A 19,831-nucleotide genomic window follows, 5' to 3' on the forward strand; every position below is an offset into this window, starting at 1 on the left:
GTTTTCACTCACGACGTCAGGGGGTGCAGCGGGTGCCTTCGGGGGGCAGCTTGCCGGTGAGCAGGTACTCGGTGCCGGCGCCGTCCACGCAGGCGTTGCCCTGCAGGAAGGCGGTGTGCTGGGTGCCTTCGAAGGTGAGCAACCCGCCCTTCAGCGCCTTCGCCAGGTTCACACCGGCCTGGTACGGCGTGGCCGGGTCGTCGGTCGTGGAGACCACCAGCGTCGGCACCAGGCCGCCCACCTTCGGCTCGTGCGGCTCGGAGGTGTTGGGCACCGGCCAGAACGCGCAGGAGTCCAGCGCCGCGCCGTTCGGCCTGCCGTCGTCCAGGAACGGGGCGGCCTGGTCGTAGCGGTTCGCCGCGTCCAGGATCTCGTTCTTGTCGGTGACCCGCGGGTCGTCCACGCAGCGGATCGCGGTGAAGGCGTCCTGGGTCGAGGAGTACTGGCCGCTCGAGTCCCGCTCGTTGTACTGATCCGCCAGCGCCATCAGCGTCCGGCCACGGCCGAGCTTGAGCTCGTTCAGACCCGAGTTGAGCGTGTCCCAGAGCTGCTCGCTGTACAGGGCCTGTATCGCGGCCAGCGTGGCGTCACCGAAGGACAGCTTGCGCCCGTCGCCGACGTCCACCGGGTTGTCCAGCAACGGCCTGGTCAGGTCCTGGAACGCCTTGACCGCCGCGGCCGGGTCCTGGCCGAGCGCGCAGTCCTGCTGCGCCGCGCACCAGGCGGTGTACTTGCCGAACGCCTTGCCGAAGCCCTCGCCCTGGGCCACCAGCGACTCCACCTCGTCCTGGTTCGGGTCCAGCGCCCCGTCCAGCACCATCGCGCGCACGTTGGCCGGGAAGGCTTCCGCGTAGCTGTAACCGATCCTGGTCCCGTAGGAGTAACCAAGATAGGTCAGTTTCTGGTCGCCAAGCGCGGACCGCAGCAGGTCCATGTCCTTGACCACCTCGCGGGTGCCGAGGTTGGCCAGCATGGCGTCGCCGTGCTCGGTGCGCTGCGCGCATTTGCCCGCGAAGTCCTTGGCGTCGGCCTCCGCCTTGGCCACCCCTTCGGCGGAACCGTCGGCGTCGATGTCCTCGGCCCGTTCGGCGTCGCGTTCCGGGCCGGTCAGGCAGTGCACGCGCGGTTCGCTGGCGCCGATCCCGCGCGGGTCGAAACCGACCAGGTCGAACCGCTCGCCGAGCTCGGTGCCGGACACCCTGGTCGCCAGGCTCGCGGCGGCCTCCATACCGGAGGCGCCGGGGCCGCCGGGGTTCACCGCGAGGGCGCCGACCCGCTGGTCCGGCTTGCTCGCCTGGTGCCGGAGCAGGCCGACGGTGATGGTGTCGCCGTCCGGTTTGGCGTAGTCCAGCGGCACGGTCAGCCTGGCGCATTGCAGGCCCTTGCCGCCGAATGCCGACCTCGCGCTTTCCGACGTCGCGTAAGGTGCACAGTCGCCCCAGGTCAACGGCTGCGCGTAGAGGCGCTCCATGCCGGCCGGGACCGGGCCGGCGGGCCCGCGCTGTTCGGTCACCTGCTGCGGCGCTTCGCCGGCATCCTCACCGGCGCCGGAGGAGCAGGCTGAAGTGGTCAGCAGCAGGGCGGCGCCGAAGATGGTAGCTACCAGCGCGGCGCGAGACCTGGTTTGGTGGAAGAGGGGCACGACGCGATCGTGCCATCCGGGAGCGGAACTCGAACGCACTACCGTCACGTTGGGCGGGGTGGACGACAGCGCACAGACGGGAGCACAGGGGTGCCAGCACTGATCAACCGGGTCGGCAAGCGGCTGCGCCGGATCATCCAGCGTCCGGGCAGTGTCGAGCTGACCAGGTACCAGGCGCTGCTTCCGGCGATCGAAAAGCGCGAGCCCGAGTTGGAGAAACTTTCCGACGCGGAGCTCGGCGAAGCGGCCGCCAAGGTGCGCGAGGAAGCCGCGTTCGGCGACCAGCAGCTGGTGGAGGTCTGCGCGCTCGGCCGCGAGGCCGCCCGCCGTGCGCTGAACGAACGCGCCTTCGACGTCCAGCTGCTCGGCACCATGGGCCTGCTCTCCGGGCACGTGGTGCAGATGGAGACCGGTGAGGGCAAGACGCTCGCCGGCGCGCTGGCCGCCGCCGGCTACGCGCTGCAGGGCAAACGGGTGCACGTCATCTCGGTCAACGACTACCTGGCCCGCCGCGACGCGGAGTGGATGCGGCCGGTGTACGACCTGCTCGGCGTCTCGGTCGGCTGGGTCGAGCCGGCGCACAGCCGTGAAGAGCGGCGTACCGCGTACGCGTGCGAGGTGACCTACGGCGCGGTCAGCGAGGTCGGCTTCGACGTGCTGCGCGACCGGCTGGTAACCGGCGCGGACGGCGTGGTCCAGCCGGACCCCGAGGTCGCGATCGTGGACGAGGCGGACTCGGTGCTGGTGGACGAGGCCAGGGTGCCGCTGGTGATGGCCGGTTCGGTGGACGCGGCGGTGGCCGACGAGGAGGTCGCCAACGTCGTCCGGCGGCTCCGGCTCGGGCTGCACTACGAGACCGACTCCGACGGCCGCAACGCCTGGCTGACCACGGCAGGCTCCTCGGTGGTGGAGAAGGCGCTCGGCATCACCGACCTCTACGGCGAGGGCTCCGACTCCGGCTCCGGGCGGCTGGCCGCGGTGAACGTGGCGCTGCACGCGCACGCACTGCTCACCCGCGACGTGGACTACCTGGTGCGCGACGGCAAGGTGCAGCTGATCAACGTGGCCCGCGGCAGGGTGGCCGAGCTGCAGCGCTGGCCGGACGGGCTGCAGGCCGCGGTGGAGGCCAAGGAGCAGCTGGCCGCCACGGACCGCGGCGAGATCCTGGACTCGATCACCGTGCAGGCGCTGCTGGCCCGCTACCCGCAGGTCGCGGGCATGACCGGCACCGCGGTGGCGGTCGCCGAGCAGCTGCGGGAGTTCTACAAGCTCGAGGTGGCGGTGATCCCGCCGAACACGCCCAACATCCGGGAGGACGCCGAGGACCGGATCTTCGCGTCGCCGTCGCAGAAGCTGCGCGCGATCGAGGACGAGATCCGCCGGGTGCACAAGACCGGACGGCCGATCCTGGTCGGCACCCAGGACGTGGCCGAATCCGAGGAACTGGCGGAGAAGCTGGCCAAGGTCGACCTGCCGTGCGTGGTGCTGAACGCGCGCAACGACGCCGAAGAGGCCGCGATCATCGCCGAGGCCGGCACCTTCGGCGCGGTCACCGTGTCCACCCAGATGGCCGGCCGCGGTACCGACATCCGGCTCGGCGGCGCGGACGGCGCGGACCGGGAGCGGGTGGCCGAGCTGGGCGGGCTGCACGTGATCGGCACCGCGCGGTACCCGTCGAGCCGGCTGGACGGGCAGCTGCGCGGCCGCTCCGGCCGCCAGGGCGACCCCGGCAGCGCGGTGTTCTTCGCCAGCCTGAACGACGACCTGGTGCTCTCGAACGCGCCGGACGTGCCCACCGACATCCATGCCGACAACACCACCGGCGAGATCACCGACGGGGTCGCGCACCGGCAGATCAACCACGCCCAGCGGGTCGCCGAGGGCGTGCACCTGGAGATCCACCGCAACACCTGGCGCTACACCCGGCTGATCGAGCACCAGCGGCACGACCTGCTCAAGCACCGCGACGAGGTGCTCCGCACCGACCTCGCCGCGGAGAAGCTGAAGAAGGCGGAAGAAACGCAGTACACCGAGCTCGAAGAGAAGCTGGGCGAGGAGAAGCTGGCCGAGGTGTGCCGGGAGATCATGCTCTTCCACCTGGACGAGCTGTGGTCGGACCACCTGGCGTTCCTGACCGACGTGCGGGAGAGCATCCACCTGCGCGCGCTGGCCAGGGAGACCCCGCTGGACGAGTTCCACCGCACCGCGATCCCCGAGTTCCACAAGATCATCCCGAAGATCGAGGAGCGCTCGGTAAAGACGCTGACCGAAGCGGAGATCACCGAGAACGGGATCGACCTGGCGGCGTCCGGGGTGCGGCGGGCGAACTCGACCTGGACCTACCTGGTGCACGACAACCCGTTCGACTCCGACTTCGAGCAGACCCTGAAGCGGGTCCGGAGCATGCTCCGCAAGAAATAGCAGGTCAGCGGTCGTGAGTGAAAAGTGTTGCCAGGACAACACTTTTCACTCACGACGGCGGGCGAGGCGTGCTTGCCAGTCGGCCCGCTCGTCATCGCTCATCACCTGTGCGATGAACATGCCACGCAGCGCCTCGGCGAGCGCCGCGACGTTCTCTTCGTCGTGTCCGGGGTTCGCCAGCTGATGCAGGATGAACCCGTCGATCACCGCCATGAAGGCCCTGGCCGCCCGCGCCGGATCGCGCACCCCGAGCTCGGCCAGCACGGACGCGGTGACCGCGCGGAAGGTGTCCAGCGCCTCCGCGACCGGCCCGCGTAGGGCGGGGTTGCGCGCGGCCTCCAGGTACACCTCGTACTGCCCGATCGCGTCGCGCAGCGGCGACCCGGCGGTGAGCACCCCGGCGAACAGCGTGGCGACCTCGTCGAAGCTGGTGCCCTCGCGCAGCGCCACCCTGGTCAGCGCCTTCAGCTCGCCGACCCGGTCGGCGACCTGCAGCGCGAGCGCCTGCTCGGTGAGTTCCTGGATCGAGTCGAAGAAGTAGGTCGCCGCGGACGCGGAAAGCCCGGCGCGGGCGGCGACCGCGCGGTGCGTGATCGCCTTGCCGCCGCCCTCGGCCAGCAGCTCGCCGGCCGCGCGGAGCAGGGCGTCGCGCCGGCGCCTGCTGCGTTCCTGACTGGGTTCGGACTTGGCGGCCATTGACCACACCCTAGCCGAATCTGTACATTCGTTTCACTTAATCTGTACATATGTCCAGCTTTTGTCAGAGAAGGGTGCGAAATGGTCACTTCGACGAGGAAGCTGACAGGCCGCCTGACGATCTGCGCGGCGGTACTGGCCGTCGCGGTCAGCGGGCTGGTCGCGCCGCCTGCCAGTGCGGCCGCGCTCCCGCCGGACCAGGACTCGTTCTACGTCCCACCACCAGATCTGGCCTCGGCCGCGGCCGGTGAAGTGCTGCGGTCGCGTGCGGTTCAGACCGCGGTCTGGGGCCAGGTCCCGCTGAAAGTGGACACCTGGCAGGTGCTGTACCGCACCAACGACACCTTCGGGCAGCCGCAGGCCGGGGTGGCCACCATCATCGTGCCGCGCAAGCCAGCCCCGCCCGGCGGCCGGAAGCTGCTCGCCTACCAGATGGCCGAGGACAGCCTCGGCCGCAAATGCGATCCGTCGTACCAGTTGCAGCAGGGCGCCGAGGTGACCAACCCGGTCGAGCAGATCGAGCTGCTGGCCATCGGCGGGGCGCTGGACCAGGGCTGGACCGTGGTGGTGCCGGACCACCAGGGCCCCAACGCCGCCTACGCGGCCGGGGTACAGGCGGGGCACCACGTGCTCGACTCGATCCGCGCGACCGAGGGGTTCGCGCAGTCCGAAGTGGCCGGCGCCGGCACCGAGGTCGGGATGTGGGGCTACTCCGGCGGGGCCATCGCCACCGGCTGGGCGTCCGAGCTCCAGGCCGACTACGCGCCCGAGCTGAACGTGAAGGGCGTCGCGCAGGGCGGTGTCGCCTCGGACGTCGGCAACCTGCTGCGCAAGATCAACCGCGGCCCGTTCGCCGGCTACGCGCTCGGCGGCATGGTCGGGGTCAGCCGGGCGTACCCGGAGCTGGCCGGGTTGCTGGACCGGATCCTCACCGCCGAAGGCAAGGCGAAGGTGGACCAGATCAAGGACATGTGCAACGGCGACATCGTGCTCAGCGGGCTGTTCCAGGACCTGTTCAAGCTGACCACGGTGGCCGACCCGATCGCCGAGCCGGACGCGCAGCAGGTGATCGCCGCCGAACGCCGCGGCCAGCACCGGCCCGCCGCTCCGCAGTACATCTACGAAGCGGTCAACGACGAGATCATGCCGCTGGAGGACGTGGACGCGCTGGCCGCGAAGTACTGCGCCCAGGGCGTCCCGGTGAACTACCAGCGCGATCTGGCCAGTGAGCACATCACGCTGGCCGCCACCGGCGCGCCGGCCGCGCTGACCTGGCTGATCGACCGGCTCGGCGGCAAGCCGGAGCCCAGCGGCTGCACCACCGAGACGAAACTTGCCACCGCGCTCGACCCGGCCGCGCTGACCACCCTGTTCAAGTACCTGGCCGGGTTGAAGGACTTCTTCTTCTGAACCTGCCGGGCAGGTGGGCCGGTCGGTGCCGACCGGCCCACTTTCGGTCGCCCGTGCGCGGGCGTTGGGTAAGAATGTGGCATGCCGCAACTGCGCATCGCGATGGCCCAGATCAACTCGACGGTCGGCGATCTGGACGGCAACGCCGCCCTGACCGTCGAATGGACGCGCAAGGCCGCGGAAGCCGGCGCGCATGTGGTCGTGTTCCCGGAAATGTCCGTCACCGGCTACCCGGTCGAGGATCTGGCACAGCGCCGCACCTTCGCGCTCGCCGCCAGACAGGCCGTGGACGACCTGGCCAGGCGGCTCGACGACGCGGGCTGCGGCGAAGTGCTGACCTATGTCGGTTATCTCGACCGCGACGAGGCCGGGCCGCGCAACGCGGCCGCGGCGCTGTACCGCGGCGAAGTGGTCGCCCGTCAGTACAAGCACCATCTGCCCAACTACGGCGTCTTCGACGAGCGCCGGAACTTCAAGGCGGGCTGGACGCTGGACGTGGTCCGGCTGCACGGCCTGGACATCGGCATGGTCATCTGCGAGGACATCTGGCAGGACGGCGGGCCGGTCTCCGCACTGGGCGAGGCCGGGGTCGACCTGGTGGTGGCGCCGAACGCGTCCCCCTTCGAGCGCGCCAAGGACGACATCCGGCTGCCGCTGATCGCCCGCCGGGCCGCCGAAGCCGGCGCGCCGCTGGTGTACACGAACCTGGTCGGCGGGCAGGACGACCTGGTATTCGACGGGGACTCGATGGTGGCCGGCGCGAACGGCGAGTTGCTCGCCCGCGCCCCGCAGTTCGTCGAGCACCTGCTGGTGCTGGATCTGGACCTGCCCGAGCGCGAGCACCGACCCGAAGGCGAGTACGTCGGCCTGGAAGTCCGCCGCCGGGTGCTCGGCGCGGAACCGCTGCCCCGCTACCAGCCGCGAGCCGCACCGCCGGTCCGCGAGCCGCTGTCCGACGAGGCGGAGGTCTGGTCGGCGCTGGTGGTCGGCCTGCGCGACTACGTGCACAAGAACGGCTTCCGCTCGGTGACCTTCGGCTTCTCCGGCGGCATCGACTCGGCGCTGGTGGCCGCGCTGGCCGTGGACGCGCTCGGCCCGGACTCCGTGTACGGCGTGTCCATGCCCTCGAAGTACTCGTCACCGCACTCCCGCGCGGACGCCGCGGAGCTGGCCCAACGGCTGGGCTGTCACTACCGGGTGGAACCGGTGGAGGACATGATCAAGGTCTACGTGGACCAGCTGAAGCTGACCGGGCTGGCCGAGGAGAACATCCAAGCCAGGACCAGGGGCATGCTGCTGATGGCGCTGTCCAACGCGGAGGGTCATCTGGTGCTGGCCACCGGGAACAAGACCGAGCTGGCGGTGGGCTACTCGACCATCTACGGCGACGCGGTCGGCGGGTTCGCGCCGATCAAGGACGTGTTCAAGACGCATGTCTGGGAGCTGGCCCGCTGGCGCAACGCCGAGGCGGAGAAGCGCGGCGAAACCCCGCCGATCCCGGAGAACTCGATCAGCAAGCCGCCTTCCGCCGAGCTGCGGCCGGACCAGCTGGACACCGACTCGCTGCCGGACTACGCGCTGCTCGACGACGTGCTGGACGACTACGTGGAAGGCGACCGGGGCTACGCGGACCTGGCCGCGGCCGGGTTCGCGCCGGACGTGATCGACCAGGTGGTGCGGATGACCGACAAGGCCGAGTACAAGCGTCGCCAGTACCCGCCCGGCACCAAGATCACCTTCAAGGCCTTCGGCCGGGACCGCCGTCTCCCCATGACCAACGCCTGGCGCGAAGGCCGCTGATCCCTCCCACACCGGATGCCGTGAAGGCCACCTTGCCTACTTTGAAGGTAGGCAAGGTGGCCTTCACGGACAATCGCGGTCAGGAGACGGCGGTGGCGGCGTGGACTAGGCCGCGGCCGTAGAAGTTGGTGAGCGGGGCCCGGGTGGCGCAGACGGCGTCCGGTTTGCCGTCGCCGTTCGGGTCGTAGAGCGGCGGGCACGGCAGCGGTGCGGTGGTGGCCAGCAGCTCGCGGGCGATGCGGTCGTCGTCCCAGCGCGGATGCTGGGACGCGATCAGCGCGGCGACCCCGCTGGCGTGCGGCGCGGCCATCGAGGTTCCGCTGATCGCGCGATATTGCCCGCCCGGCCAGGTGGACCAGGTCCGCACGCCGGGTGCGGCCACCGTGACCCGCTTGAACGAGTAGTTGGAGAAGCTCGCCTTCAACAGCTTCTCGTCCAGGGCGCCGGCCCCGACCACCCCGGGCAGCTCGTGCGGCAGCCGGATGCAGTCGTTGTCGATGTCCCGCCGCACCGGGGTGCTGTCAGCCGGGCTCTCGGTGTCCACCTTCCGGTCGTCCAGGTCGATCCCGGCGTTCCCGGCCGAAGCGACCACGAGCACGTCCCGCCGCTGCGCGTAGGCCACCGCGCGGCCGACCACGAGCCGGATCGCGGACTGGTCAATCTGGTCGTCGCAGCTGTAGCGCCACGGGATCGAGCGGTAGCTGTTGTTGGTGACCGCGAAGCCGTGTTCGGCGGCCCAGACGAACCCGCAGACCATGCTCTCCGGAGTTTCGGTGTCGTCCAGCTCGGCCATTTTCACCGACGCCAGCCGGACCCCGGGCGCGATGCCGAGCACCCCGGCCCCGTCGCGGGCCGCGGCGATGGTGCCGGCAAGGTGCGTGCCGTGGCCGTCCAAGGTGGGCCGCCAGGCGCCGGCGCCGCGATCGGCCCAGCCGGACAGGCAGGACACCGACTTGCCGGCGTCGAACGCCCCGGCCAGGTCGGGGTGGGTGTCGTCCACGCCGGTGTCGAGCACCCCGACGGTCACTCGGCGGCTGCCGGTGGTGACCTCGTGCGCCTCGTTGACACCGAGCGCGGGCACGTCCCAGGCGGTGCCCTCCGGCGGCACCTGGTCGCTGTTCGGCGAGCCGGGCCCGGTGTAGCGCACATCCTTGCGGGGCGCGAAGAACTCGACCGGAATCTTGGCCGTCCTGGTCGCGCCGACCGCGTCGATCCCGGGCAGCCGGCGCAGCTTCTCGGCGAACCCGTCCGCGGCCGAGTAGGCCACCACGACGCCGACCTGGGGATACGAGGAGATCACCGAGCCACCGACCGCGCGCACCGCGTGCTCGGCCAGCCAGGTCTGCACCCGGTTCGCGCCGGTCGCCACCACATACGGCATGACCAGCGTGCCGGGCGGCTCGGCCAGTACCGGTTCGGCGGTGAGCGCCACCGCCGCTTCCTCCGGAGGCACCGAAGCCGCCGCCGGAACCGCCATGCCCGCACCGAGCACCGTCGCCAGCACGGTCACCCCGAATGCCCGTCTCAGAACCGCCATTCCCGTCCTCCCAGTCCCCGGTTTCTCCCGGATGCAGGAGAACCTAGCCGCTGCCCGGCCTCCCGGGCAGCGCACTTTCGTCGGTGCCCTGGCTTAGGCTCGGTCCATGACGGCATCGGGCTACACCTTGTTCGAGACCGCGATCGGCCACTGCGGGGTGGCCTGGGGCGAGCACGGCCTGGTGCACGTCCAGTTGCCGGAGGGCAGCCCGCAGCGGACCAGGGCGCGGCTGTTGCGGTACTTCCGCGGCACCCCGGAGGCCGCGCCCACGCCGGAGGTGCGGCGCGCGATCGACGACATGGTGCGGCTGCTGGCAGGCGACCGCACCGACCTCTCCGGCATCGAGGTGGATCTGCGCGAGGTACCGGAGTTCCACCGGCGGGTGTACGAGGTCGCCCGCACCATTCCGCCGGGTGCCACGCTCACCTACGGCGACATCGCGGCCAGGCTCGGCGCGCCGGGTTCGGCCCGCGCGGTGGGCCAGGCGCTCGGCCGCAACCCGGTGCCGATCGTGGTGCCCTGCCACCGGGTGCTCGCGGCCGGCGGCAAGATGGGCGGGTTCTCCGCGAACGGCGGCACCGACACCAAACACCGGATGCTGGTGATCGAAGGCGCGCAGGACGACGCGCCCACCCTGTTCTGAGATGGGGCATGCGAGGCTTTTTGCGCATGCCCCCATCGATCGGGTGCGGGTGTCCCGCAAGATTCTGAGCGGAGAACTACCGGCTTCCCGCCCCAAGCCGTACGAGCCCAATGTGACGTTTGGTGTCTTCTATTGGCCAAACGTCACATTGGGCCGATTCCAGGAGAGATCACGATCGGGGCCGGGCGAACGGGAAGAGCACGGTCTGCCGGATGGACGCGCCGGTGAGCATCATCAGCAGCCGGTCGATGCCGAGGCCGAGCCCGCCGGTGGGCGGCATGCCGTGTTCCAGCGCCACCAGGAAGTCCTCGTCCAGTTCCATCGCCTCGACGTCCCCGCTGGCGGCGAGCAGCGACTGCGCCTCCAGCCGCCGGCGCTGCTCGATCGGGTCGGTCAGCTCGGAGTACGCGGTGCCGATCTCGGCGCCGAACGCGATCAGGTCCCAGCGCTCGGCGAGCCTGCCGTCGTCGCGGTGCTGCCGGGTCAGCGGGGACACCTCGGTCGGGTAGTCGGTGTAGAAGGTCGGCAGCACGGTGTTCGGCTCCACCAGGTGCTCGTGCGCCTTGAGCACCAGGTCGCCAGCCCCGACCTGGTCGCCGACCGGCACCCCGGCTGCGGCGCACAGCGCGCGCAGCCGTTCCGGCGAGGTGCCGGGGTCGATTTCCTCGCCCAGCGCCCGCGAAACCGCGTCGTGCACCCGGATCACCGGCCAGTCACCGGAGATGTCGTGCTCGACGGTCCGGCCGTCCCGGTCCGGCCGCCGCACGATCTGCGCGCCGTACGCGGCTTCCGCCGCCTGCTGCACGAGTTCGCGGGTGAGCCGGCGCATGGTGCCGTAGTCGGCGTAGGCCTGGTACGCCTCCAGCATGGTGAACTCGGGATTGTGCGTGGCGTCCACGCCCTCGTTGCGGAAGTTGCGGTTCAGCTCGAAAACCCGTTCCACCCCGGCCACGCACAGCCGCTTGAGGTACAGCTCCGGCGCGATGCGCAGGTACATCCGCATGTCGTAGGCGTTGATGTGGGTGACGAACGGCCTGGCGTTCGCGCCGCCGTGCACGGTCTGCAGCATCGGCGTCTCGACTTCGAGGAACTCCTTCGAATGCAGCCGTTCCCGCACCGCGCGCACCACCACCGAGCGCAACCGCAGGAACCGCGCCGAATCCGGGTTCACCACCAGGTCCAGATAGCGCTGACGCACCTTCGTCTCCGGGTCGGTCAGGCCCTTTCGCTTGTCCGGCAAGGGATGCAGGCATTTCGCGGTGACCGTCCACTCGTCGACCAGCACCGAAAGCTCGCCTCGCTCGGAGCTGACCACTTCGCCGGAGACGCCGAGCTGGTCGCCGAGGTCCACCCCGTCACGCCAGCCGCCGAGCGGCAGCCGGTCGGCGTTCAGCATCAGCTGCAGCTCGCCGCTGAAATCCCGGAGCCGCGCGAAACAGAGCCCGCCGAGGTCCCGGATCGCCACCACCCGGCCGGTCACCCTGACCCGGTGCCCGGTGTGCGCGCCCGGCGCCAGCCCGCCGAACCTCGCCACCACCGCACCGAGCCGCGTGTCACGCTCGAAGCCCACCGGGTACGGGTCGATTCCGCTCTCCCGCAACCGATCCAGCTTGGCGATCCGCACCCGGACCTGCTCCGGCCGCCGAGCCGGTCGGGGCGTCTTCTTCGCCACGGACTCGTCGATCCGGCGGACCTCGGCCACGAACTCGTCGCTCACGCCGTCGCCGCGCAAGCCGCGGACGGGGCCGCCGGCACCCGGCACGAAACCCTCCAGCGCACCGGCGACCAGGCCCACCCTCGGCAGCTTCCGCGTGCTGCCGTAACAGACGAACCGGGGTTCCCAGCCCGGCCCGTACTTCGCGTTGGACCGGTACAGCGACTCCAGTTGGAAGAACCGGGACGCGACGCTCAGCACGGTTCGCCACGCGCGCAGCACCGGGCCGGCGCCGATCCGGTCCCCCGCCGCGAAAACCGCGCGGAACATGGCGAAGTTCAGCGAGATCCGCTGCACGCCGTACCGGGCCGCGCCGGCCACCAGCTCGGCGAGCAGATACTCGTTCAGCCCGTTCCCGGCGTCGCGGTCACGGCGCATCAGGTCCAGCGAAAGCCCGCGCCTTCCCCACGGCACAAAGGAAAGCAGCCCGCGCAGCCGTCCGCTCGCGTCATACGCCTCGACCATCACGCAGCGCCCGTCGGACGGGTCGCCGAGCCGCGACAGCGCCATCGAGAACCCGCGTTCGGTGCCCGCGCCGCGCCACTGCTGGGCCAGCGCGAGCAGCTGAGCCATCTCCTGCCGCGGAATCTCCGAGTGCCGTCGCACCCTGCTGGTGTAACCGGCTCGCTCGACCCGGCTCACCGCCTGCCGGATCGAGCGCCGCTCCGGCCCGGCGAGGCTGAACTCGCGGACGTCGAGCACCGCCTCGTCTCCGATTTCCAGCGCCTTCAGCCCCGCCGCGGTGTAGACGCGCGCGCCGCGTTCGCTGGCGCCGAGCACTCCGGGCGTCCAGCCGAACCGGCGCGCCTCGGCCAGCCACTCCCGCACCGCCTGCGGCCACGCCTCCGGATCGCCGATCGGGTCCGCGCTGGCCACGCTGACCCCGGCCAGCACCCGGTAGGTCACCGCGGCCCGGCCGGACAGCGCGAACACCACGCTCTTGTCCCGCCTGGTGGCGAAATAGCCCAGTGAGTCCGGCTCGCCGTATTCGGCCAGCAGCCGGCGCAGCCGCAGTTCCTCGTCGTTGCTGCGCAACCGTCTACTTCGGACTCCGCGGAAGAACACGTACAGCGCGGCCGCCACCGCGACCGTGCCGCCGAGGTCGAGCAGCAGGTCCAGCCAGCCAGGTCCCTCGCCGACGCCGAGCCGGCGCAGCCGCAGCAGCTCACCGGTGGCGTGGTTGGCCGCCCAGGCGAACCGTTCCCCGACGTCGGTCAGCGAACCGGGGAAGACCTCGGTCAACGCCCAGCCGAAGACCACCACCGCGGCCATGCCGGCGACCAGTACGGTCAGCCCGCGGCGCCCGGCGCCGGGCGCGAGCTGAGCCGGGAACGCAGGGCGCAGCGCGAGCAGGAAGAAGGTGAGCGCGACCGCGAGCACGTCGATCGCGGTCAGCCACCACATCTTGCTCGAGATTTCGGCCAGTTCGTGCCGTTCCAGTGCCAGCAGGCCCGGCCACCAGAGCAGTGCGGCCTGGGTGAACAGCAGCTGCGCCAGGCCGCCGAGCTGGAACAGCACCAGGGTGTAGAGCGCGGCCCGCTTGCGCCTTCGCAGCGCTGCGCCGAGCACGGCCAGCGTCAGCGCGATCACCAGGTTCGAGTCGACCGGGATGCTGACCGGCCAGAAGATCTGCATCACCGCGCGGCGGAACCCGGGATGGCCGTCGCCGAACAGGAGCAGCATCAGCGAGCTCACCGCGCCGAGCTGCACCACGGTCGCCGTCACCCCGCCGGCCGTGCGCTTCCACACCGGCACGCCGGAGGTCCACTCGGTCGTCGGTCTGCTCATCGCCGGTACCAGCCCTCCCGTTCGCCACCAGAACTCCCCGGCGAGTCAAGCCGCCCGCCGGGTCACCGCGCATCATCCGCGAGGCTGACCCGCGTCCGTGCCATGCTTCTCCTGGACACAGAACGCCCGCATACCAGGGTGTTCCCGCACGAAGTGTCCATTTTGGCTGGTTGATTACGCAGCGCACACCAGATCCGGTTCGTCCGCACGCCGGACCACACGAAAGTGGCCGGATGCCCGTTTCGCGGCTGCGGTGCGCGAGCGGCCGGTGCCGCACGGTGGTGTGAAGCTGGTCGCAGGACCTTGGGACGGCGTGTAGCGGGGTGCGACGCTTGAGCTCCCTGTTCCACGACCCGGGGACCTCACCGAGGCCCCGAGGGAAGGACGGTCGACAAAGATGTCTACCCAGCCCCAGTCCGGCGAGGTGACCGCGCCCTACGGCAGCGGCCCCGGTTCCGGTTCGACTTCCGGTTCGACTTCCGGTTCAACACAGCCCGGCAAGAAGGTGCGGATCCACCATCTGCGGGAGCTCAAGGAACGCGGGGAGCCGTGGCCGATGCTCACCGCCTACGACATGTACACCGCGGAACTGTTCGACGAGGCCGGTATTCCGGTGCTGCTGGTCGGCGACTCGGCCGCGAACAACGTGTTCGGCTACGACACTTCGCTGCCGGTGACGGTGGACGAGCTGCTGCCGCTGGTCCGCGGCGTCACTCGTTCGGTGAAACGAGCGCTGGTCGTTGCCGACCTGCCGTTCGGCTCGTACCAGCTCTCCCCGGAACAGGCGCTGGCCACGTCGGTCCGGTTCATGAAGGAGGGCCGTGCGCACGCCGTCAAGCTCGAGGGCGGGCGCCGGTTCGCGCCGCACGTGGAGGCGCTGACCTCGGCCGGGGTGCCGGTGATGGGGCATATCGGTTTCACCCCGCAGAGCGAGCACAACCTGGGCGGCTACCGGGTGCAGGGCCGCGGCGAGGCGGCGGACGTGCTGCTCGCCGACGCGGTCGCCCTGCAGGAGGCCGGCGCGTTCGCGGTGGTGATGGAGATGGTGCCGGCCGAGGCGGCCAAGCGGGTCACCCACGAGCTGAGCATTCCGACCGTTGGCATCGGCGCCGGCCCGGACTGCGACGCGCAGGTGCTGGTGTGGCAGGACATGGCCGGACTGCGCCGCGGCAAGGCGCCCCGGTTCGTCAAGCGCTACGCGGACCTCGCCGGCGTGCTGTCCGGTGCGGCGACCGCGTTCGCCGAGGACGTCCGCCGGGGCGAGTTCCCCGCCGCGGAGCACGCCTTCCACTGAGCAACCGGACGAGCCCAATGTGACGTTGGGCTCGTCCCTTTTCGGCGCAAATTGTTCATGTACATGAATAGAAATCAGGCTCTTGACGGCCTTCGTAAAGTACCTTAACGTTTACGCACCGCGACGGTTCAGGTCCTCGGCGAGGAGGTCTCGATGCGCGCAAGCGGCGGCTGACCGCCCCCCGGACGGGGGCCCGCTCACCCTTGGCGGCGGGGGCGGGCCCCCACCTTTCCCGAGCCGCCGGCACCCGGCACAGTAGGCCGGATGGACGACCTGTACCCGCCGATCGACCCGCACGAGAACGGCATGCTCGACGTCGGCGACGGCCATTCGGTCTGCTGGGAGGTGTGCGGCAACCCGGCCGGCAAACCGGCGGTGGTGCTGCACGGCGGCCCCGGCAGCGGGGCGGCGCCGATGGCAAGGCAGCACTTCGACCCCGACGCCTACCGGATCGTGCTGTTCGACCAGCGCGGCGCCGGCCGCAGCACCCCGCATGCCACCGAGCCCGGCACCGACCTGTCCGTGAACACCACCTGGCACCTGGTCGCCGACATGGAACGGCTCCGCACGCACCTCGGCATCGACCGTTGGCAGCTCTTCGGCGGTTCCTGGGGCGCCACCCTGGCGCTCGCCTACGCCGAAACCCATCCGGAGCGGGTGTCCGAGATCGTGCTGCGCGGCGTGTTCACCGCCAGGCGGAGCGAGCTGGAGTGGATCTACAACGGCGGCGCCGCGCACCTGTTCCCGGACGCGTGGCAGCAGTATCTGGCGCCGATCCCGGACGAGCTGCGCGGCGATCCGATGGCCGCCTACCGCGAGCTGCTGCACCACCCCGACCAAGCCGTCCGCGAGCGCGCCGCGATCGCCTGGAGCAGCTGGGAAGGCGCGATCGTCTCACTGATCCCGCAACGCGGCTTCGTGGCCGACTACGCGAGGCCCGCCTTCGCGCTGACCTTCGCCAGGATCGCGCTGCACTACTTCGGCCACGGCGCCTGGCTGGAGGAGGGCCAGCTGATCCGGGACGCGCCGAAACTGGCCGGCATTCCCGGCGTCATCGTGCAGGGCCGCTACGACGCGGTGTGCCCGCCGGTGACCGCGTACGAGCTGCACCAGGCGTGGCCGGACTCCCGGCTGATCCTGGTGAACACCGCCGGGCACGCGGTCAACGACCACAGCATCCTGCGCAACCTCCGCCAGGCCACCGACGATTTCCGCCCTCGTGAGTGAAAAGTGTTGTCCCGGCAACACTTTTCACTCACGACCCCAGCAAGGAGTCGAGTGCGGTGGAAAGCTCGCGGTGTGCGTCCACAAGGGACGGTCCATGCCAGGTGAGGTACCGGCCGGAGACGAGCAGGTACCGCACTCCGGGAAAAGCCTCCGGGCCGTCCTCCGCGGTGAACTCGTACGGCTCGTCCGGCAGCACCAGCAGATCCGCCTCGCCCCGCTCGAACCGGGCCCGCAGCTCGTCCAGCTTCGGCCGCGGGTAGCGCTCGGCATGTCCGGCGTACGCCCCGGTCACGCCGAGCCGGTGCAGCACGTCGCCGCCGAAGGTCTCCCGGCCGAGCACCACCCAGGGCTTGCGCCAGACCGGGACCACGGCCGTCGCCCGCGGTGGCACGGTCTCGCGCCAGATCTCCTCGGCGGCCACCAGCCATTCCGGCTCCGCCAGCTCGAAGGCCTGGGTGAGCAGCCGGCGAAGCGAGCCGAGCGCGTCCGGCACGGTACCCGGCGCGGCCATCACCCAGACCAGAATCCCGTTGCCCCGCAACCGTTCCACGTCCTCGGGCCGGTTCTCCTCGGAGTTGGCCAGCACCAGGTCCGGGTGCAGCTCGAGCACCTCGTCCACCTTCGGGTACTTCGAGCCGCCGACCCGCGGCAGCTCGAGCCCGGCCGGATGGGTGCAGTAGTCGGTGATCCCGGCCAGCCTGCCCGGCGCGCTCACCTGCACCGCCTCGGTCAACGAGGGCACCAGCGACACCACCCGCGACGGCGCCTCCGTCAGCGGCACGTCCTCGCCGAGATCGTCGATCATGCGGGCACCCGCTCGAACGCGACCTTGCGCCGCTCGACGTCGACCGCGGTCAGCCGCACCTGGATCCGGGCACCCTCCGGCAGCCGTTCTCCGCTGCACTTCGCGATCACCGGCGGGTCCTCGATGATCACCTCGGCCCGGTTCTCCTCGGCCCGCAGCACCACCGCCTCGAAGGTGCCGCCGATCCGCTCGGCCAACGTCCACGCCTCGACCTGGTCCAGGCAGGCCCGCTCGACCCTGGCCGCGAGGGTGTCCGACGCGCTCATCTCGTCCGGCAGCGCGGTCAGCGCGGCGCGCACCCAGTCCGGCACCGGCCTGCCGGCGGTCACCGCTAGGCAGACCTCGGTGGCGAACCGGTCCACCAGCCGCCGGATCGGCGCGGTCACATGCGCGTACGCCCCGCCGATCCCGGCGTGCGCGGTCAGCTCGGGCAGCTCGCCGTCGAAGGAGGTGTAGCCGGCGCCGCGCAGCAGCCGCGTGGTGTCCGCGTACAGCGCCAGCGACTCCGGCCGCCGCGGATCCAGCCCGGCCAGCAGCTCGGACACGCTGACGTGTTCCGGCCAGTCGATGCCGAGCGCGTGCGCCGAGCGGCGCAGCCAGTCCACCGCCTCGGCCTCCGCGGCGGGCAGGGTGCGGAGCACCCCGACCTTCGCCTCGATCATGATGTTCGCCGCGGCCATGCCGGTGAGCAGCGAGATCTCCGCGTTCCAGGCGTCCACCTGGTTCCGCGGCCGCCGGGCGAGCACCCACTCGCCGTCCGAGTCCGCGGTGATTTCCTGCTCCGGCAGCTGAAGCTCCACCCCGCCGCGGCGGACGGCCAGCTCGCGGCGCAGCCTGCCGAGTTCGGGCAAGGCGGCGACCGAGGGATGCGCGGTGCCCGCGTCCAGATCGGCCTGCACGGTCTCGTAGTCGAACTGCACGGTGGAACGGACCAACGCGCGGCGCACCAGCACCGAACGAAGCTCGCCGGAGTTGTCCGTTTCGACCGTCCACAGCACGGCCGGCCGGACCTCGCCGGGCAGCAGGCTCGCCGCCCCCTCGGACAGCACCGGCGGATGCAGCGGCACGTTGCCGTCGGGCAGATACAGGGTCTGGCCCCGGCGCCGCGCCTCCAGATCCATCGCGCCGCCGGGCCGGACGAACGCGGCAACGTCGGCGATCGCGTAGTGCACCCGGAAGCCTGCGGACCTCCGCTCGATGAGCATCGCCTGGTCCAGATCCTTGGATCCGGGCGGATCGATGGTGACCAGCGGTAGCGCTGTGGCGTCCAGCCGGGCGGCCGCGGACTCGATCGGGTCGATCGCCGCGGCCTCCGCCTCGGCCAGCACCTCGGCCGTGAAAGCCCCCGGCAACTCGAACTCCGCGCGCAACGGGCCGAAGTCACCGCCTGCGGAATGCGTGCGTATCACGACAGAGGGCACCCCTGCACCATAGCCCGTGCGGGGGCACTCCATCGCTCGATCGGGCGTAGGCAACCTGGGTGTAACTTGTCGTCCAAGCGAAATGAAAACCGCTCCCATGTTCAACCTGAAGGGGTACTGACAAGTGAAGGTCGCCTTCGTCGGCAAGGGCGGCAGCGGGAAGACCACGCTGTCCGCGCTGTTCACCGGATATGTCGCCGGCACCGCCCATCCGGTACTGGCCATCGACGCCGACATCAACCAGCACCTCGCGGTGGCGCTCGGCGGTACCGAGGACGAGGCCGCGGCGCTGCCCACCCTCGGCGCGCACCTGCCGCTGATCAAGGAGTACCTGCGCGGCGACAACCCGCGGATCGCCAGTGCGGACGCGATGATCAAGACCACTCCGGCAGGCCGGGGCTCGCGGCTGCTGCGGCCGTTCGAGGACAACCCGATCACCGACGCCTGCTTCCGCGAGGTGGCCGGTGTCCGGCTCGCCGTCACCGGCCGGTTCACCGAGGACGATCTCGGGGTGGCCTGCTACCACTCGAAGGTCGGCGCGGCCGAGCTGCTGCTGAACCACCTGATCGACGACGAGTCCGAGTACGTGGTGATGGACATGACCGCGGGCGCGGACGCCTTCGCGTCCGGCCTGTTCACCCGGTTCGACGTGACCTTCCTGGTCTGCGAGCCGACCGTGCGCAGCGTCGGCGTCTACCGGCAGTACGCCGACTACGCGCGGGACTTCGGTGTCCAGCTCGCCGTGGTCGGGAACAAGGTGACCGACGCCGAGGACGTCGAGTTCCTGCGTGAACAGCTCGGCTCGGACCTGTTGTGCTGGCTGGAGACCTCCGGCCACGTGCGGGCCGCCGAACGAGGCAGGCCCCGGCCGATTTCCGCACTGGAGAAGCACAACCTGGACGCGCTGAGCACCATGCTGTCCACTGTGGACGCCACCCAGCGGGACTGGGACCGCTTCCAGCGCCAGGCGATCGAGTTCCACCTGCGCAACGCCGCGGCCTGGGGCAACGAACGCGCCGGCCACGACCTGGCCACCCAGGTCGACCCCGACTTCGTCCTCGGCCCGCCGCTGCTCGCCAACCCCTGACGGGCTGCCGCGGTCAGTCGTTCCAGGAGGCGTCGTCGGCGTCCGCCTTGCGGGTGCGCTCGCGGGCGATTTCGAGGGCGCGACGGGCGGTGGCCTCGTCGGGGTAGGGGCCGAGCAGGTCGATCGAACGGCCCCGGTCGTGATGCTCGACCTGGTTGGTCCTGGTGTTGTAGTACCAGCCCTGATCCGGGTTCGGGTCCTCGTCCTGTGCCATGGTCTGAGCCTCGCATCCGGCGCGAGTTCTGTCATCCCGGCAGGGGCAGCGGCTGGTTGGCCGGATCCTTCGGGCAGGCGGTCTCGTGCCGCAAGGACGCCCAAACGTCCGAATCCTCAAGGCCGCAGTAGT

Annotated in this window: 14 protein-coding genes; 7 read left to right on the forward strand and 7 right to left on the reverse strand. The window is 70.8% G+C overall.

The features are described 5' to 3' along the window. Positions 1 to 16 precede the first annotated feature (16 nt). Complete coding sequence (locus tag AMYNI_RS0110330) at positions 17 to 1,642, reverse strand: alpha/beta hydrolase (protein ID WP_020667928.1); 1,626 nt, start codon at positions 1,640 to 1,642, stop codon at positions 17 to 19. A 90-nt stretch (positions 1,643 to 1,732) separates the two neighbouring features. Here AMYNI_RS0110330 and secA2 point away from each other — a divergent pair, with 90 nt between their 5' ends. Then, on the forward strand, positions 1,733 to 4,063 hold the full coding sequence (gene secA2 / locus AMYNI_RS0110335) for an accessory Sec system translocase SecA2 (RefSeq protein WP_020667929.1): 2,331 nt from the start codon (positions 1,733 to 1,735) through the stop codon (positions 4,061 to 4,063). 45 nt (positions 4,064 to 4,108) lie between these two features. Here secA2 and AMYNI_RS44320 read toward each other — a convergent pair whose 3' ends face one another. Further along, complete coding sequence (locus AMYNI_RS44320; protein ID WP_020667930.1) at positions 4,109 to 4,759, reverse strand: TetR/AcrR family transcriptional regulator; 651 nt, start codon at positions 4,757 to 4,759, stop codon at positions 4,109 to 4,111. Between the two features lie 81 nt (positions 4,760 to 4,840). On the opposite strand from AMYNI_RS44320, the gene AMYNI_RS44325 reads away from it, so the two are divergent. Together AMYNI_RS44325 and AMYNI_RS0110350 are read left to right on the forward strand one after the other, a co-directional pair. After that, complete coding sequence (locus tag AMYNI_RS44325) at positions 4,841 to 6,169, forward strand: lipase family protein (protein WP_020667931.1); 1,329 nt, start codon at positions 4,841 to 4,843, stop codon at positions 6,167 to 6,169. Positions 6,170 to 6,250: 81 nt separating this feature from the next. Further along, entirely contained in the window at positions 6,251 to 7,969 is a 1,719-nt protein-coding gene (locus tag AMYNI_RS0110350) for an NAD+ synthase (protein ID WP_020667932.1), read from the forward strand. A 79-nt stretch (positions 7,970 to 8,048) separates the two neighbouring features. On the opposite strand, the gene AMYNI_RS0110355 is transcribed toward AMYNI_RS0110350, so the two are convergent. Continuing rightward, positions 8,049 to 9,506 (reverse strand): S8 family peptidase, encoded by a 1,458-nt coding sequence (locus AMYNI_RS0110355; RefSeq protein WP_026360262.1) that lies wholly within the window; start codon positions 9,504 to 9,506, stop codon positions 8,049 to 8,051. 106 nt (positions 9,507 to 9,612) lie between these two features. Between AMYNI_RS0110355 and AMYNI_RS0110360 the strand changes: the two genes are divergently transcribed. Further along, complete coding sequence (locus AMYNI_RS0110360) at positions 9,613 to 10,149, forward strand: methylated-DNA--[protein]-cysteine S-methyltransferase (RefSeq protein ID WP_020667934.1); 537 nt, start codon at positions 9,613 to 9,615, stop codon at positions 10,147 to 10,149. A 169-nt stretch (positions 10,150 to 10,318) separates the two neighbouring features. On the opposite strand, the gene lysX is transcribed toward AMYNI_RS0110360, so the two are convergent. Then, positions 10,319 to 13,651: a bifunctional lysylphosphatidylglycerol synthetase/lysine--tRNA ligase LysX gene (gene lysX / locus AMYNI_RS0110365; protein ID WP_020667935.1), complete on the reverse strand. Its 3,333-nt coding sequence runs from the start codon at positions 13,649 to 13,651 to the stop codon at positions 10,319 to 10,321. A 397-nt stretch (positions 13,652 to 14,048) separates the two neighbouring features. Between lysX and panB the strand changes: the two genes are divergently transcribed. Beyond that, positions 14,049 to 14,945, forward strand: a complete 897-nt coding sequence (gene panB / locus AMYNI_RS0110370) for a 3-methyl-2-oxobutanoate hydroxymethyltransferase (protein WP_020667936.1) — start codon at positions 14,049 to 14,051, stop codon at positions 14,943 to 14,945. Between the two features lie 264 nt (positions 14,946 to 15,209). Beyond that, entirely contained in the window at positions 15,210 to 16,172 is a 963-nt protein-coding gene (gene pip, locus AMYNI_RS0110375) for a prolyl aminopeptidase (protein ID WP_020667937.1), read from the forward strand. 28 nt (positions 16,173 to 16,200) lie between these two features. Here pip and AMYNI_RS0110380 read toward each other — a convergent pair whose 3' ends face one another. Then, entirely contained in the window at positions 16,201 to 16,977 is a 777-nt protein-coding gene (locus tag AMYNI_RS0110380) for a helical backbone metal receptor (RefSeq protein WP_020667938.1), read from the reverse strand. Then, entirely contained in the window at positions 16,974 to 18,386 is a 1,413-nt protein-coding gene (locus AMYNI_RS0110385; protein WP_020667939.1) for an RNB domain-containing ribonuclease, read from the reverse strand. The genes AMYNI_RS0110380 and AMYNI_RS0110385 overlap by 4 nt, the downstream gene beginning before the upstream one ends. 136 nt (positions 18,387 to 18,522) lie before the next feature. Here AMYNI_RS0110385 and AMYNI_RS0110390 point away from each other — a divergent pair, with 136 nt between their 5' ends. Then, positions 18,523 to 19,485, forward strand: a complete 963-nt coding sequence (locus AMYNI_RS0110390) for an ATP-binding protein (protein ID WP_020667940.1) — start codon at positions 18,523 to 18,525, stop codon at positions 19,483 to 19,485. 13 nt (positions 19,486 to 19,498) lie between these two features. Here AMYNI_RS0110390 and AMYNI_RS0110395 read toward each other — a convergent pair whose 3' ends face one another. Beyond that, positions 19,499 to 19,699, reverse strand: coding sequence for a hypothetical protein (locus AMYNI_RS0110395; protein ID WP_020667941.1), 201 nt, complete (start codon positions 19,697 to 19,699; stop codon positions 19,499 to 19,501). Between the last annotated feature and the right edge of the window lie 132 nt (positions 19,700 to 19,831).

The sequence above is a fragment of the Amycolatopsis nigrescens CSC17Ta-90 genome (genome assembly GCF_000384315.1).
Taxonomy (GTDB): Bacteria; Actinomycetota; Actinomycetes; order Mycobacteriales; family Pseudonocardiaceae; genus Amycolatopsis; species Amycolatopsis nigrescens.